The organism is Bacillus paramycoides (assembly GCF_001884235.1).
GTDB lineage: Bacteria > Bacillota > Bacilli > Bacillales > Bacillaceae_G > Bacillus_A > Bacillus_A paramycoides.
This window is the reverse complement of record NZ_MAOI01000015.1, coordinates 148140-162045: the sequence shown is the minus strand read 5'-3', so window position 1 is coordinate 162045 and position 13906 is coordinate 148140. Positions and strand designations below refer to the sequence as shown.

The window sequence follows — 13906 nt, the reverse complement described above, 5'->3', positions numbered from 1 at the left end:
AAATATTTAGTAAGCGCATTCAAATATCGTTCACTCTACAAGGGGGATTCTTCTTATGCAGCAAACAAACAAATCTGGATCTTTAAACCGCGGCTTAAAAGAACGACATATTACTTTAATGTCTCTCGGCTCAGCTATTGGCGTTGGACTATTTTTAGGATCAGCTTCCGCTATTAAACTAGCTGGTCCATCCATTTTACTAGGCTATATGATCGCCGGACTCGTTATTTTTTTCATTATGCGTGCACTCGGAGAAATGGCAATTGAACAACCGGTTGCTGGCTCTTTTAGTAAATATGCAAATGATTACATCAGCCCACTAGCTGGGTATATTACAGGCTGGAATTACTGGTTTTTATGGGTTGTTACTTGTATGGCGGAAATTACAGCTGCAGGAATTTACATGCAGTATTGGTTCCCAGATATCCCGCGCTGGATTTGGGCATTACTAGCTCTTTTATTAATGAGTGCTTTCAACTTCTTATCTGTAAAAGTATTTGGAGAACTTGAGTTTTGGTTTGCTCTCATTAAAATTGTCACAATTATCTGTATGATAGTAGTCGGCGCTGGTATTATTCTATTCGGATTTGGAAATGGTGGCGTTGCAACTGGTATTTCAAATCTTTGGGAACATGGCGGCTGGTTCCCAAATGGATTCTCTGGATTACTACTTTCCTTACAAATGGTATTATTCGCTTATTTAGGAGTCGAACTTATCGGTGTCACAGCTGGTGAAGCTCAAAATCCAAAAAAGACACTCGCAAAAGCAATTGATAACGTATTTTGGAGAATTTTACTGTTCTACGTTGGAGCTCTATTCGTTATGATGGCAATTTTCCCGTGGAACGAATTTGGCGAGAAAGGAAGTCCGTTTGTCTTAACGTTCCAACAAATCGGTATCGCAAAGGCAGCGGGTATTATTAACTTCGTTGTGTTAACAGCGGCTCTTTCATCTTGTAACGGTGGTTTGTTTAGTACAGGCCGTATGCTATTTACATTAGCACAACAAAAGAAAGCACCTGAACGATTCGGGCGTTTAAATAAAAATGGCATTCCGAGTCAAGGGATTATAGCAACTGCGATTGTTTTACTCGTTGGCGTTATATTAAACTATCTCGTTCCTGCGAAAGTATTTACTTGGTTAACTAGTATTTCAACTTTCGGTGCAATTTGGACTTGGGGGATTATATTAGTCGCTCAAATTAAATTCCGCAAAGGATTACCAGCACAAAACAAGCAAAAGTTAACGTATAGAATGCCACTATACCCATTAAGTTCATATTTCTCACTCGGCTTCCTTGTGCTTGTACTAGGTATCATGGCCTATTCAGAAGATACACGAATCGCATTAATCGTCGGTCCAATTTGGCTTATCGGCTTAGCTATCGTGTATTATATGAAAGGTTTTCATAAGATTGATGAATCATCTAATTCAAAAATTAGTTAACTACGAAATCCCTTCCTTATTGATTGGAAGGGATTTTTTATTGTCTATACAAATATTTCTCAACAAAATTCACGGTATTTTTACAATTTTTTAATATATTTTATATTTTCCGCCTTTATTTTTACAGAAAAATAAATTACATTATTAAAGCACATATATTTATTATTAGGGGGATTCTTCTATGAAGAATAAAAAATGGATTCAATTTTCTTTAGCAACAGCAATCACAATCAGTTTAGGAAGCGCCTATGTTCCATCTACTTATGCAGAAAGCTCTGTAGATCCAGCTCCTGAAATTGTTGCAAAAATTGTAAATCAAAACAATGGGAAGAAAGTATTATTCGATAATACTCACGGTCAAACAGCTGGGACAGCTGACTGGGTTATTGATGGCGGTTTTTCTGATTTCGGAAACGGCATTGCCCAAAACGGATATCATGTAAAAGAACTTCGTAAATCAACACCTATTACATACGACGATTTAAAAAATTATAATGTTTTTATCGTCCCGGAAGCAAATATTCCTTATAAAAAATCTGAACAAGACGCGATGTTACAATACGTAAAAAATGGCGGCAGTATCTTCTTCATTGCCGATCACTATAATGCAGATCGTAATAAAAATCGCTGGGATTCGTCAGAAGTATTTAACGGATATAGACGCGGAGCATGGGATAATCCAGCGAAAGGAATGTCTAGTGATGAAGCAAATTCACAAGCTATGCAAGGGGTAGAAAGCTCTGATTGGCTATCCGATAATTTCGGTATTCGCTTCCGTTACAATGCACTTGGTGATGTTTCTGCTAAAAATATTGTCTCTCCTGAGCAATCATTTGGAATTACAAATGGAGTTTCATCTGTAGCAATGCATGCCGGTTCTACTCTTGCGATTACAAATCCAAAACTAGCAAAAGGGCTTGTATATCTTCCAGAAAACCCATCAAAATGGAATAACGCTGTTGATGGCGGCGTTTATAACGGCGGTGGTGTTGCAGAGGGGCCTTATGCTGCCATTGCAAAAGTTGGTCTTGGAAAAGCAGCCTTTATTGGCGACTCTTCTCCTGTTGAAGATGCATCGCCAAAATATGTTCGTGAAGATTCAGGTCAATCAAAGAAAACTTATGATGGTTATAAAGAAGAAAACGATGCTGTTCTATTAGAAAACATCGTGAATTGGTTAGCGAAGCAAGAAACATTTACAAGCTTAGATCAAGTGAATGGTTTACAGCTTGATGCACCTACAGCTTTACAAACATTTGAACAACCAAGTTTATCAACAGAACCACAACCAGAACCTTGGAGCGCGCCAAATGCAGGCTATCAATGGTTTAATACCAATACTTTTAAACCAGGTTCATACGGATACAACGGCGCAGTGACAGCGCGTGATTACGTAATTACGCATCCTAGTATTCTACCGAATAATGAATTATTTCAAATAAAAATGCAAGTAAATAACTTATTACCAAATACAACATATAATAATTATTCTTTAGGTATATTCACTTCTGGCGGGACACAAGTGGCAAAAGTTCAAAATACAAACGGCACTTGGCCATCTACTTTCGGATATAGTAGTGCATTCTCTTTCACAACAAATAGCTTAGGTTCTGCTGAAAAAATTGTAAATGTGCAACTTGATTCAAATACAACTGGACAAGCAACACTTCGTCTACGTCAAAATACAACAGCGAAATATACTGAAACTGTAACGATTAATAAGAAGTAAAAGAAAAGGCAATCCGTATACGGATTGCCTTCTTTTCACTTCTCTTCTTTTGAGAAAAACATTCTTGAAATAACGATACCTATACTACCAACGATTAAGAATAACACCGCTCTGATCATCATAGACACCTCTGGTAAGTCGAGAAGGAACAACTTCCCTACTGTTACTACTAATACGACTAAACCAGCATATAATATTTCATTCATCTGTCTATTACGGCCAAACCAAACTGCAAATAATGCATATACCATCCATAATAATGATACATATACGCTAATTATACTTCCATCGGTAGAAAGAACTTCACCGATTCTAGTAATTGTAATAAATACAATTACCATTAGCCAATAGAGCGCTATAGAATAAATATATTTTCCAAAACTCGCTAACATATGTTTCGCTTTTATCATGCCATAATAAAATGTCACTATTAAAATAATATGAGCTACAAAACCTGCTGAAATGAACTGATCAAACGGACTAAAGATTGTCTGTATCATCCCGATTGCATAAATTGTTGCACTTATATACAATTTCATGTTCTGTTTTACTTTAATAGAAGTAGCCACTCCTAGGAAACCTTGTAACAATAATACGATTGCTGCATTCACTAAACTGTACTCGTATAAAATCGCTAAACTAAATGATCCCATTGCAAAACCAAATAATAGATTTGTAAATACAGAATGTCTATTCTTCCTATATTCAAGTACGAACATAGCGGTATGCACAAATGCACTAATAACTAGCCCCCACGTTGTAAATTCAGGTATTTTTGAAATGGCTAATATAAAGAAAACTGCGTTAGTACTAAATATTGCCAAGCGTGGTTCTTGTATAAAGTTTCTCTCCGTAAACGTATGCCAAAATAATAGTAAATGAATTATTCCGTATACAACCGTTAACTGCACTTGCAAATTCCCTACTAATATTGACATAACAGCAAAGAAAACAAATAGGACAATTGCAGCAACAACATAAGAAATCATATATAAGTACTTATAACGGTTTCTCAATGCATACCATAATAAACTGATTGTTAATATCGTCTCATAGCTAAAGAAAACGTACGTATTAGGAGTCGTACTATTTAACAAGAAAGGAACGAAAAATGCCCCTACCGCTACGAAAATAGCAAGGTATTCCGATCTATATCTTTTCGCTAAATAAATCCCTAAAATGACCCATATAATGTTGCAGATAAACGCAATACTTGCGGGAATAAACTCATATAAATAATGTGCTGCAAACGTCGTTAAAACAATACCTGTAATACTTCCACCAGCTAATACTAACCCTAATGCTTGCCGCTCTCTTTTAATTTGTATATCTCCTACATAATACAAACCGATAGATAGTGCTATACCAAACACAATCCGTATCGCTGGTGTTAACAACCCAGCATCTACTCCCGCTTTAAACAACCAAATAACCCCAAGTAACATAATACCGACAAATATGCGTGGTAACCATGTTTGGCAAAACTTTATAATATTAAATGGTTCTGGTTTAAATGCAGATATATCTACTTGTTTTACCTCAAGTTCTTGCATTGGCTCCCTTATCGTAACTGCATCCTCTTGTAGCTTTTCATCCGTTACCGTTTCAATATATTCTTGCTTTTCCTCACTAACATTTTGTTGAACTTTATCTACTTCTATTTTTCTTTGCTGCGCTTTCAATTCAGAAAGTGTCTCTTGAATTGTTTCAATTGCTATTTCAAGTGCTTCTATTTTCTTATTTAAATCCTCCTTCATACACTCCCACCTCATCATTCATTTTAAACCTATATATTTCCAATTATCTTTATCATACTCCTAGTCTATTCATTTTCAATACTATTTTTCCCAAAAAGAAAGGTGTTTTCCGAAATAGGAAAACACCTTGTCACTTATTTATCCCGATTGGTAAGGGATAATAATCAGCGGGGGATAGACAAAACCCCCATTGATTAAAGTTTCACTTTATTCTTATTTATAGCAATACTAACGATTATACCGAGGCAAACACCTACAAACGCTGGAATAATCCAACCTACACCTTCTGTATAAAACGGAAGATTTTCTAGTAACGGTGTCCACTTATTCATCAACATACTTTTATTTAAAATATCCATTGCACTAAATAACGCTACAATCCCAATTGTTACCGAATATACGTAGACATACTTCCCCATATATTTATGAAACAACCCTAAAATAATGAGCGTTAATGCGATCGGATATATGAATCCAAGAATCGGTACCGATACTTTTAAAATTTGTGTTAATCCTAAATTAGCTAAAACCATACTAACAAAACTTAATATAAATGCCCAAACTTTATAAGATACTTTCGGAAATACACTAGCGAAAAACTGACTACAAGACGTAACAAGTCCAATTGAAACAGAAAGACAAGCGACAGTAAAAATAAGACCTAATAAAACTACCCCGCTCTGTCCAAATAATGTCGTCATAACTTGTGCTAACACTTTCGCACCGTTATCAAATGTACCTAGTGAACCACTTATTGAACCAACATATCCAAGAATGACATAAATAATAGATAATAAAAGGCCTGCTCCAATACCAGCAATACTCATGTATTTCGCTATACCTTTATCATCTTCTACACCTTTTGCACGCAAAGCATTTGCAATAACAATCCCAAAGATTAAAGCCGCTAACGCATCCATCGTTAAATATCCATCTAAAAATCCTTGGAACATAGGAGCTTGTCCATAATTTCCAGCAGGCTCTTTTACACTACCTACCGGCGTAAACATACTCTTTATAAATATAAGGGCAATCATACATAATAATAAAGGCGTTAAAACCTTTCCAAACAAGCCCATTAATTTAGATGGTGATAAACTTAACCAATAAACAACACCAAAGAAAATAACCGTATAAAATAATAAAACTACGCTACCCGCTTCAGGGAACAACTGACCTGGTCCCATTTCAAAAGCTAAACTTCCTGCACGTGGTATACCAAGCCCAGGTCCAATAAATAAATACACAATACATGGAAAAATAATTGCAAATGAAGAATGAACTCTACCTGCTAACGTTTGAAAGCTTCCTGCTTTCGCAATAGCAATAACACCTAATATCGGAAGACCTGTTGCTGATATAATAAAGCCTAACAACGCAATCCACACATGTTCTCCCCCTTCGTATCCAAGGAAAGGCGGAAATATAAGATTACCCGCTCCAAAGAACATAGAGAATAACATAAGACTAATAAGTAAAATTTCTTTTTTCTGTAACAATTTCATTTCTTTCTCCTTCTTCAATTTCATCTTGCGTGAAATCAATTCCACACATAAGAAAAACGCAATAATCCGCTTCCTTACAAAGAAAACATAGTCCATAGTCTACCACAAAAGAAACACCCATTCTATAGCTACTTCCCTTTTCCAATTTCTTCTGAAAAATCAACCTTAATTGACTTTCAATAGTTAATAAAGTAAAATATTAAACAAATAAAACTATTAACTTTGTTTTTGTTTGTGTCAGGAGGAAAATAACATGGAATCAGCGATACAACTAGAAAAAGAACAACAAAGAAAAAAGAAACATCCTCCCGGTTTATACTTACTCTTCTTTACAGAAATGTGGGAAAGATTTAGTTACTATGGATTACGAGGATTATTAACATTATATTTAACAACAGCTTTAGTAAGTGGTGGTCTTGGGTTTAGTCCAGCGTGGGCACTCTCTATTTACGGATTTTATACTGGAGCTTGTTATTTCACTCCATTAATCGGTGGATACTTAACAGACCGTTTTCTAGGTAGACGAAAAGCCATCACAATTGGTGGTATAACAATGGCAATCGGTAACCTTACACTATTTGCCCTGCAAAACCAAGTCGGCCTATACCTCGGATTAGCGCTTATTATTATCGGTAATGGATTCTTCAAACCTAATATCTCTACACTTGTTGGAGAATTATACGAAGAGCACGATCCAAAACGTGATAGTGCATTTACAATTTTCTATATGGGTATTAACGTCGGTTCGTTTTTAGCTCCACTCGTTTGTGGATTTTTGTCAGAAAATTTATTCAAAACAACAGTTGATGGTGTTGTTCATTACGGATTCCGTTACGGTTTCTTAGCAGCTTCAATCGGAATGATTATTGGACAAATCTTATTTACAACACTATCTAATCGCTTCCTTGGTGATATCGGTAAAAAACCAACTCGCAATTTACAAACAACAGATGGGCAACCAACAGTAGGAAATACACCATTAACAAAAAAAGAAAAACAACATACAGCAGTTATCGTCATTTTAACGTGCTTCGTTGTCTTCTTCTGGGCTGGTTTTGAACAAGCTGGTAGTTCGTTAACATTATATACAAATAAGTTCGTTGACCGCTCCATATTCGGATGGGAAGTACCAACGTCTTGGTTCCAATCGGTCAATCCATTATTTATTATTTTACTTGCACCAGCCATTTCAGCATTATGGGCAAAACTTGCAACTAGAAAAAGTGGTGACTTAAAAATCCCAACAAAAATGGGACTTGGTATGATCTTACTCGGTATCGGTTATATCATTCTCGTTATGGCTACATTAAAAACAGGTAGTGATGAGCATAACATTACAGAAAAAGCAAACTTACTATTTATCGTCTTTACGTATCTTTTCCATACGTTAGGTGAGCTATTCTTATCACCTGTCGGGCTATCAATGGTTAGTGCTCTCGCTCCAGTAAAACTTGCTTCTCTACTAATGGGCGTATGGCTAGCAAGCTCAGGAATCGCCAACATTTTAGGTGGACAGCTTGCAAGCTTTACAACTTCACTTGGATATGCTGAAGTATTCACAGTTATCGGCGCTGTGGCGATCGTTTTAGGTTGTGTTTTATTATCGATTTCTAAAAAATTAGTAAAGTGGATGGATTAAAAAAAGATGAGGGATTTCCCCTCATCTTTTTTTATTTCTTCGCCTTTGTTCCGACCAAATCGCCTGTAACAACAAAACGCTTAGAATTATCCTTAACAGATACACATGTAATAAGCGTTATCTCATCTTTCCCATGATCCTCTACAACTTCCCATTTATCAGGAGTCACTTCAGATACTCCAGTAACCGCATACTCATACTCATTTTCATTGTCATATAAATAAATTTTATCATTCTTCTTTAAAGTTGATACATCACTAAATAAAACACCCTTTTTTGACATATTATGTCCTGCTAATGCATAGTTTCCTTTTCCCATCACTTGATTCTCTTTTACAGTTGCCGCACCTGACAGTAAATTTTTCTCAGTAGATGATTTTAAAACAGGAAGCTCTAGCGAAAGGCTCGGAATAGAGATTCGACCGATTACTTGTTTTTTATCTAACGATGCGTTCGCTACTTCTGCCAAGTCTGGTTGATTAATTTTCGAAGCATCTACAAATTCCGTATCATGCTTTTCATAATTCATCTTTTGAACAGCTTGCACATTTTCAGTCTGTTTCTTTTCCGCCTGATATCCATCATAAAATGGCTTTCCGATTAATACACCACCTACAACAAATAGAAGGATTGCTACTATACTATAAATTCTTTGCTTATTCATATACAATTCCTTTCCCTTACAAAATCTTACTCTATATAAAATGATAAAATAATATTGCTATATGTACAAGTATAAGCTGAAAGAAACCTTCTTGCTGATGCAAGAAGGTTTCTTTTTAAGCTAATTTATTTTTATATAGGGATACGTGGAAGACTGTCATTTGAATAAAGAAAATAGAAAATATAATATACAGTGGGTATTCAGGAAGATATTCATTAATAATAGGCGAAAAAGTTAAAAATCCAACTGCACAAGGTAACACATACCATAACGAAACAAAAGTTGTTCGACAAGCTTTCTCCGTAATCGCTTTTTCACGTTCATCTTCTAGTGGAAATAGTAATGGATACATCCAAAAAGATAAATTCTTATATTTTTTCTTTTGAATTCTATAAAAAATTGTAACTATAATAGCTCCAATAAATAATAAAACGAATGGTACTCCATTAAACCATACTTCAAATGGGAACTTCTCGTTTTTTATTATATCTGCTAGCTCTGTAGTAACACTATAAAATTCAACAAATGTCCAGCATGCTAATGCAGTATAAAGTACGTTTACGATATAAGAAAAACCAATTCTATTCATCCTCTTCCCCCTCCTTATTTAAAACAAACACATCTTCCATCTTTAACTGGAACACATCACAAATCGTCAAGGCTAATAGCAACGAAGGAACGTAATCCCCTTTTTCAATTGCTGCAATTGTTTGTCTTGTCACTCCAACTTTTTCTGCTAATACACTTTGCGTAAAATTAAAGCGAGCTCTTAATTCCTTCACTCTATTTAAAATGGTCAAATTTACCACCTCTCATCATCATTGTATGCTATCCTTAACAAAATGTAAACTCAACTTAACATTATTTTCACAAAAAAATCCAACTTCACTTATTGTAAAGTTGGATTTTGGTTTAGTTTAAAATTGTAACTTTAACCGTTCTTCTGCCCCAATTATTAGCTGTTGCTGAATCTGGCATTAATAAATCGATAATATGACCTTTAATCGCACTACCAGTATCTCCAGCAATCGCTGTTCCATATCCTTCTACATATACAGTAGAACCTAACGGTATAACAGCTGGATCTACAGCAATTAATTTCATGTTTGGATTTGCAGTTAAATCATGTCCTAACTTAGATTTTACAGTTTCACCCGATTTATAGCCATTTTCAGATGGATCAGCTGTATACGCAGTTGCTGTTACATAAAATTCTTTTCCACCTTGAGCTGGTTTAGGGTCTGGCTTAGATTCTGGTGCTGTATTTTTTGCTACAGGCTCTGCCGGCTTAGCTGTCTGTTCTTCTTTTTGCTTAGCTGCTGCCTTCGCTTTTGCTAACTCTTCTTGCTCAGCCTTTGCAGCTGCTTCAGCTTTTGCACGTTCTTCTGCTGCAATTCTTGCTGCTTCTTGTTCACGAGCAATTGTTTCTTGTACTGCTTTCATATTTGCTTCAACTTTTGCTTTTTCTTCTGCTGCTAAATTAATTTGGTTTGCAATCTCATTATATTTAGCTTGAACTGTTTGCAAGTTATCTTGACGCTTTTTCAAGTTATCTTGCAAATCAGCTTGTGCTTTTGCTAATTTTTGCTTATCTACTACTAAAGATGCTTCTTTTTCGTCGATCGCTTTTTTATCTTCTTCAATTTGACGAAGATCTTGTTCTTGTAGACGTAAAATTTCTTTATCTGCATCTAAAATGGTAGATACTGCATTCATACGTTGTATGAAATCAGCAAAGTTTTTTGATTCCACAACAACTTCTACTACTAAACTCGTATTTGAGCTATTTTGAACAGAAACCATACGTTTTTTCATAATATCCTTACGAGCAAGGACTTTATCTTCTAAAACGACAATATCTGCTTTTTTTTGTTCAATCTGCTTATGTGTTTCATCGATTTTACGTTGAATAGCAGCTTGATCCTCTTTATTTTTTGCAATTGTATTATTTAAATTATGTAGTTCATTTTCGATACCTTGAATTTCTTTACTAACAGCTTGCTTCTCTTGCTCTTTCTTCTGCATATCTGCATTGTTTTGTTGCAATTGCTGTTGCATGTTGTTAAGTTTCTCGTCGTTTGACTCTGCTTTTACAGCGACTGTACTAGAAAGACCGATAATTCCTGCTAATACAAGACTACTGATTCGCTTAAAATAGTTCATAATCCGACTCCCTTCTTATACAGTTATACATGATTTATTTTACAGTTTGTTTACAAAACCATTAAATACAGTTTATTTTTCATGACAAAAAAAGGGAATTACAGATGAAATGTAATAGATTCTTAAATATTTAACAATTACTATATTTAAAAATTATAAAAAATGCTAAAATCCAAATATAGAGAAATTAAAAATCTTAAAGGCGGTTGAATGAAATAAAATGTTTACTCAAAAGAAATCACTCCAACATAAAATCGATCAACTAGAAACTCGTATACATGAACTAGAAACAGAATTAAAACAAAAAGATGTGGAAAAACAAGAAATTATATCTTCTATCCATAATCGTGTACAAAGCGTTATGCAAGAGCATGAAGTTGTAAATAACCAACACCATACACTCCAAAACTTAATTCAACAATTAAATGCATGCTTTGAGAATGTTTCGACTCGTACTACACATTCCAATGAATTAAATAACGAAATGCTACAAAAAGAACAAAGCTTAATTCAATCTATTGAAGAAATTATTGATTGCTCTAATGAGGGAAAAGAATCCGTTCATCGCTTACTCATTGTAATTAATAAATTAGGTGAACAATCTCAACGCACTTCTAATAGTATGAATCATTTAAGCGAACGCTCTAAAGAAATTGAACAAATAGTAGAAGTAATTCAAAACATTGCAGCACAAACAAATTTATTAGCGTTAAATGCAAGCATTGAAGCTGCACGTGCTGGAGAGCATGGGAAAGGATTCGCTGTTGTTGCCAATGAAGTAAGAAAACTAGCAGAAAGCACAGCAGAGAGTACAAAAAATATTGGCAACTTAACGAAAAAAATTCAAGAAGAAATTGAAAAAGCGTACGAAAATACAAAAGATAATTTACATTTAGTTGATGAAGGTGTGGAAATGAGCGCCGATACTAACGCTAGAATTGAAAATATTTTAATGATGATTCAAACATTACAAAGTGGTGCTACAAATGTTATTAAAGCTATCGAGAACCAAAAATCTTGTAATGATGATATATTACGAGAATTTAAAAATACACAGCAAATGTTCCAAAAGTTAAATACTACTATTATGAACCACATTCATGATGCGGAAAAAGTCGATGTCCAATTATCGAAAAGTATTCAAGAAATAGTAGTTTCTCAGTAGTGTTAAAAATCTCCTATAACGTAATAGGGGATTTTTATTATATTTTGAATATTATTTTCTTCTCAATATTCGTCCTCTCTTTTGTTATAATAAAACAATTGTTTCTTTCGACTAATACACAAGGAGGATGTTATGGAACAATTTTATTACATTTTAAAATATTTAATTCTTGGCCTGTTCCAAGGACTAACAGAACCAATTCCGATTTCTTCAAGCGGTCACCTCGTTTTAGCACAACATTTGCTAGGACTAGAAATAGAAGGGTTTAGCTTTGAGCTACTTGTTAATTCAGCTTCATTATTAGCTGTATTACTTATTTATAGAAATGACTTAGTTCGTCTAACAAAAAATGGTCTATCTTATATATTTACAAGAGCAGAAGATGCAAAATCAGATTTCTTCTTTATTACTTACCTTATTATTGCAACCATTCCAGCAGGTGTAATTGGAGTTTTATTCAAAGATTATATCGATCAGTACTTAAAAGGTGTTAAAATGGTTGGGATTTCTCTCCTCATTACTGCTATCGGCCTTTGGATTATTAGAAACTTGCGTGGACGTAAAAATGATGGCGATCTTTCTATGAAAGATGCAATCATTGTCGGTCTAGCACAAGCTTGCGCACTAATTCCTGGCATAAGCAGATCTGGTGCTACAATCGTAGCGGCAATGTTACTTGGTATGAAGCAAGAAACTGCTCTTCGCTTCTCATTCTTACTATATATTCCTGTTAGCTTAGGTGGTTTATTGCTAAGTATTACAGATATTGCAAAAGATCCAAATTTAGATACATTATTTGTACCTTATCTTGTTGCGTTCATCGCGACATTTATCATGACATATATTTCATTAAAATGGTTTATGAACATTATGGCAAAAGGAAATTTAAAATATTTCTCTTTCTACTGTATTATCGTAGGTGTACTCACTATCATTTTCTTATAAAGTGAAACTTACACTCTTTAAAGAAAGTCATTCTATTAAAATAGGATGACTTTCTTTTTTATATTTCAAATAAAAATAAGTTTCATTATTTACTTTGAATTTTCTGAATAGTATAATTTTAATTATCCTCACTACTTTCCCTTACATGTATAAAGAAAATTAAAGTTCTCTCTTCTATCTTGTTTTTTATTATTATCGAAAAAGAGGTGTTCGTATGTTTATTGTTACTAAACTTATTCATATTAAATATGGCTATGAAAATGAAATATTTCATTCGCTTAGACAGCATTATCCATCGTCTGGCACACAAGGTTTTATTAACATAGAATTTTCGCACGTGCATCGTACAGATGCTGGCGCTGAATATATGGTTCGTATGTTATGGAAAACACAACAAGATTATCATGAGTGGCTGCCTCAAAGAAAGAGCGGTGAAACGTGGAAGCACCAAGTGCAAAATTATATCCTTTCTTCAAAATCCAATGCTTCCTATATGAAATAGAAAACCTCTTACTGCCCCCATACAGTAAGAGGTTTCTCCTTATGCATAAACTTTCTTTTCCTGACAATACAAGCGAATAACATGTGTATTTTTTTGAAATAAATCATGTGTTAAGCGAATAATAATAAAGTTTCGTTTTGTATTATCATCATGGACAAAAATCTGTTCCCCCTCCTGAAAACGCCATGCGCTTTCAAAAGTCGTAATATGATCCCCACTTATAGAAAAAAGCTCATATTGCATATCATGTACCCTCTCTCAACTTATATTATCATAATATATTTATATTAAATTTAATTATAACTTAATATGAGTTTAATTTGTAATTTTTTCTATTTTAACTTTGTTACAAACTCCTTTTAGCGCTATAATGATAGACGGATTTTAATT

General features: G+C 34.3%; 12 protein-coding genes and 1 pseudogene. 6 read left to right on the top strand and 7 right to left on the bottom strand.

Annotated features, from left to right (window positions below; all coding sequences use genetic code 11):
• The first annotated feature begins 55 nt into the window (after positions 1-55).
• Together BAU28_RS02250 and BAU28_RS02245 are read left to right on the top strand one after the other, a co-directional pair.
• A complete protein-coding gene (locus BAU28_RS02250) occupies positions 56-1447 on the top strand; it encodes an amino acid permease (protein WP_071717599.1) in 1392 nt (463 codons plus the stop codon).
• A 181-nt stretch (positions 1448-1628) separates the two neighbouring features.
• Positions 1629-3176 carry a DNA-binding protein gene (locus BAU28_RS02245; RefSeq protein ID WP_071717598.1) on the top strand — a complete coding sequence of 516 codons (1548 nt, stop codon included), beginning with the start codon at positions 1629-1631 and terminating at the stop codon, positions 3174-3176.
• 35 nt (positions 3177-3211) lie between these two features.
• Here BAU28_RS02245 and BAU28_RS02240 read toward each other — a convergent pair whose 3' ends face one another.
• Both BAU28_RS02240 and brnQ1 read right to left on the bottom strand, forming a co-directional pair.
• The gene (locus BAU28_RS02240) at positions 3212-4933 is read right to left on the bottom strand and encodes a DUF2339 domain-containing protein (protein WP_071717597.1); all 1722 of its coding nucleotides are present in this window, start codon (positions 4931-4933) and stop codon (positions 3212-3214) included.
• A 194-nt stretch (positions 4934-5127) separates the two neighbouring features.
• On the bottom strand, positions 5128-6438 hold the full coding sequence (gene brnQ1 / locus BAU28_RS02235) for a branched-chain amino acid transport system II carrier protein BrnQ1 (protein WP_083594474.1): 1311 nt from the start codon (positions 6436-6438) through the stop codon (positions 5128-5130).
• 253 nt (positions 6439-6691) lie between these two features.
• Between brnQ1 and BAU28_RS02230 the strand changes: the two genes are divergently transcribed.
• On the top strand, positions 6692-8077 hold the full coding sequence (locus BAU28_RS02230; protein WP_071717595.1) for a peptide MFS transporter: 1386 nt from the start codon (positions 6692-6694) through the stop codon (positions 8075-8077).
• A 31-nt stretch (positions 8078-8108) separates the two neighbouring features.
• Here BAU28_RS02230 and BAU28_RS02225 read toward each other — a convergent pair whose 3' ends face one another.
• The 4 genes from BAU28_RS02225 to BAU28_RS02210 all read right to left on the bottom strand — a co-directional run bounded on the left by BAU28_RS02225 (position 8109) and on the right by BAU28_RS02210 (position 10904).
• Positions 8109-8741, bottom strand: coding sequence for a class A sortase (locus BAU28_RS02225; RefSeq protein WP_071717594.1), 633 nt, complete (start codon positions 8739-8741; stop codon positions 8109-8111).
• Positions 8742-8856: 115 nt separating this feature from the next.
• A complete protein-coding gene (locus BAU28_RS02220; RefSeq protein ID WP_071717593.1) occupies positions 8857-9330 on the bottom strand; it encodes a DUF2178 domain-containing protein in 474 nt (157 codons plus the stop codon).
• Positions 9323-9541: a helix-turn-helix transcriptional regulator gene (locus BAU28_RS02215; protein WP_000154019.1), complete on the bottom strand. Its 219-nt coding sequence runs from the start codon at positions 9539-9541 to the stop codon at positions 9323-9325. The genes BAU28_RS02220 and BAU28_RS02215 overlap by 8 nt, the downstream gene beginning before the upstream one ends.
• A 112-nt stretch (positions 9542-9653) precedes the next feature.
• On the bottom strand, positions 9654-10904 hold the full coding sequence (locus tag BAU28_RS02210) for a 3D domain-containing protein (RefSeq protein ID WP_071717592.1): 1251 nt from the start codon (positions 10902-10904) through the stop codon (positions 9654-9656).
• Positions 10905-11550: 646 nt separating this feature from the next.
• Here BAU28_RS02210 and BAU28_RS31515 point away from each other — a divergent pair.
• The 3 genes and pseudogenes from BAU28_RS31515 to BAU28_RS02195 form a co-directional block, all read left to right on the top strand.
• Positions 11551-12069 (top strand): annotated as a pseudogene (locus BAU28_RS31515) (methyl-accepting chemotaxis protein); the annotation flags it as partial.
• Positions 12070-12201: 132 nt separating this feature from the next.
• A complete protein-coding gene (locus BAU28_RS02200) occupies positions 12202-13014 on the top strand; it encodes an undecaprenyl-diphosphate phosphatase (protein ID WP_071717590.1) in 813 nt (270 codons plus the stop codon).
• Positions 13015-13228: 214 nt separating this feature from the next.
• Positions 13229-13516 carry an antibiotic biosynthesis monooxygenase family protein gene (locus tag BAU28_RS02195; RefSeq protein WP_002174895.1) on the top strand — a complete coding sequence of 96 codons (288 nt, stop codon included), beginning with the start codon at positions 13229-13231 and terminating at the stop codon, positions 13514-13516.
• A gap of 39 nt (positions 13517-13555) precedes the next feature.
• Here the strand turns inward: BAU28_RS02195 and BAU28_RS02190 are convergent, their stop codons facing one another.
• Positions 13556-13759: a hypothetical protein gene (locus BAU28_RS02190; protein WP_002174894.1), complete on the bottom strand. Its 204-nt coding sequence runs from the start codon at positions 13757-13759 to the stop codon at positions 13556-13558.
• Between the last annotated feature and the right edge of the window lie 147 nt (positions 13760-13906).

Excerpts from the sequence above, each read along its gene's own strand:
- BAU28_RS02250 (WP_071717599.1), top strand. The coding sequence starts at position 56 with ATGCAGCAAACAAACAAATCTGGATCTTTAAACCGCGGCTTAAAAGAA.
- BAU28_RS02245 (WP_071717598.1), top strand. The coding sequence starts at position 1,629 with ATGAAGAATAAAAAATGGATTCAATTTTCTTTAGCAACAGCAATCACA.
- BAU28_RS02240 (WP_071717597.1), bottom strand. The coding sequence starts at position 4,933 with ATGAAGGAGGATTTAAATAAGAAAATAGAAGCACTTGAAATAGCAATT.
- brnQ1 (WP_083594474.1), bottom strand. The coding sequence starts at position 6,438 with ATGAAATTGTTACAGAAAAAAGAAATTTTACTTATTAGTCTTATGTTA.
- BAU28_RS02230 (WP_071717595.1), top strand. The coding sequence starts at position 6,692 with ATGGAATCAGCGATACAACTAGAAAAAGAACAACAAAGAAAAAAGAAA.
- BAU28_RS02225 (WP_071717594.1), bottom strand. The coding sequence starts at position 8,741 with ATGAATAAGCAAAGAATTTATAGTATAGTAGCAATCCTTCTATTTGTT.
- BAU28_RS02220 (WP_071717593.1), bottom strand. The coding sequence starts at position 9,330 with ATGAATAGAATTGGTTTTTCTTATATCGTAAACGTACTTTATACTGCA.
- BAU28_RS02210 (WP_071717592.1), bottom strand. The coding sequence starts at position 10,904 with ATGAACTATTTTAAGCGAATCAGTAGTCTTGTATTAGCAGGAATTATC.
- BAU28_RS02200 (WP_071717590.1), top strand. The coding sequence starts at position 12,202 with ATGGAACAATTTTATTACATTTTAAAATATTTAATTCTTGGCCTGTTC.
- BAU28_RS02195 (WP_002174895.1), top strand. The coding sequence starts at position 13,229 with ATGTTTATTGTTACTAAACTTATTCATATTAAATATGGCTATGAAAAT.
- BAU28_RS02190 (WP_002174894.1), bottom strand. The coding sequence starts at position 13,759 with ATGCAATATGAGCTTTTTTCTATAAGTGGGGATCATATTACGACTTTT.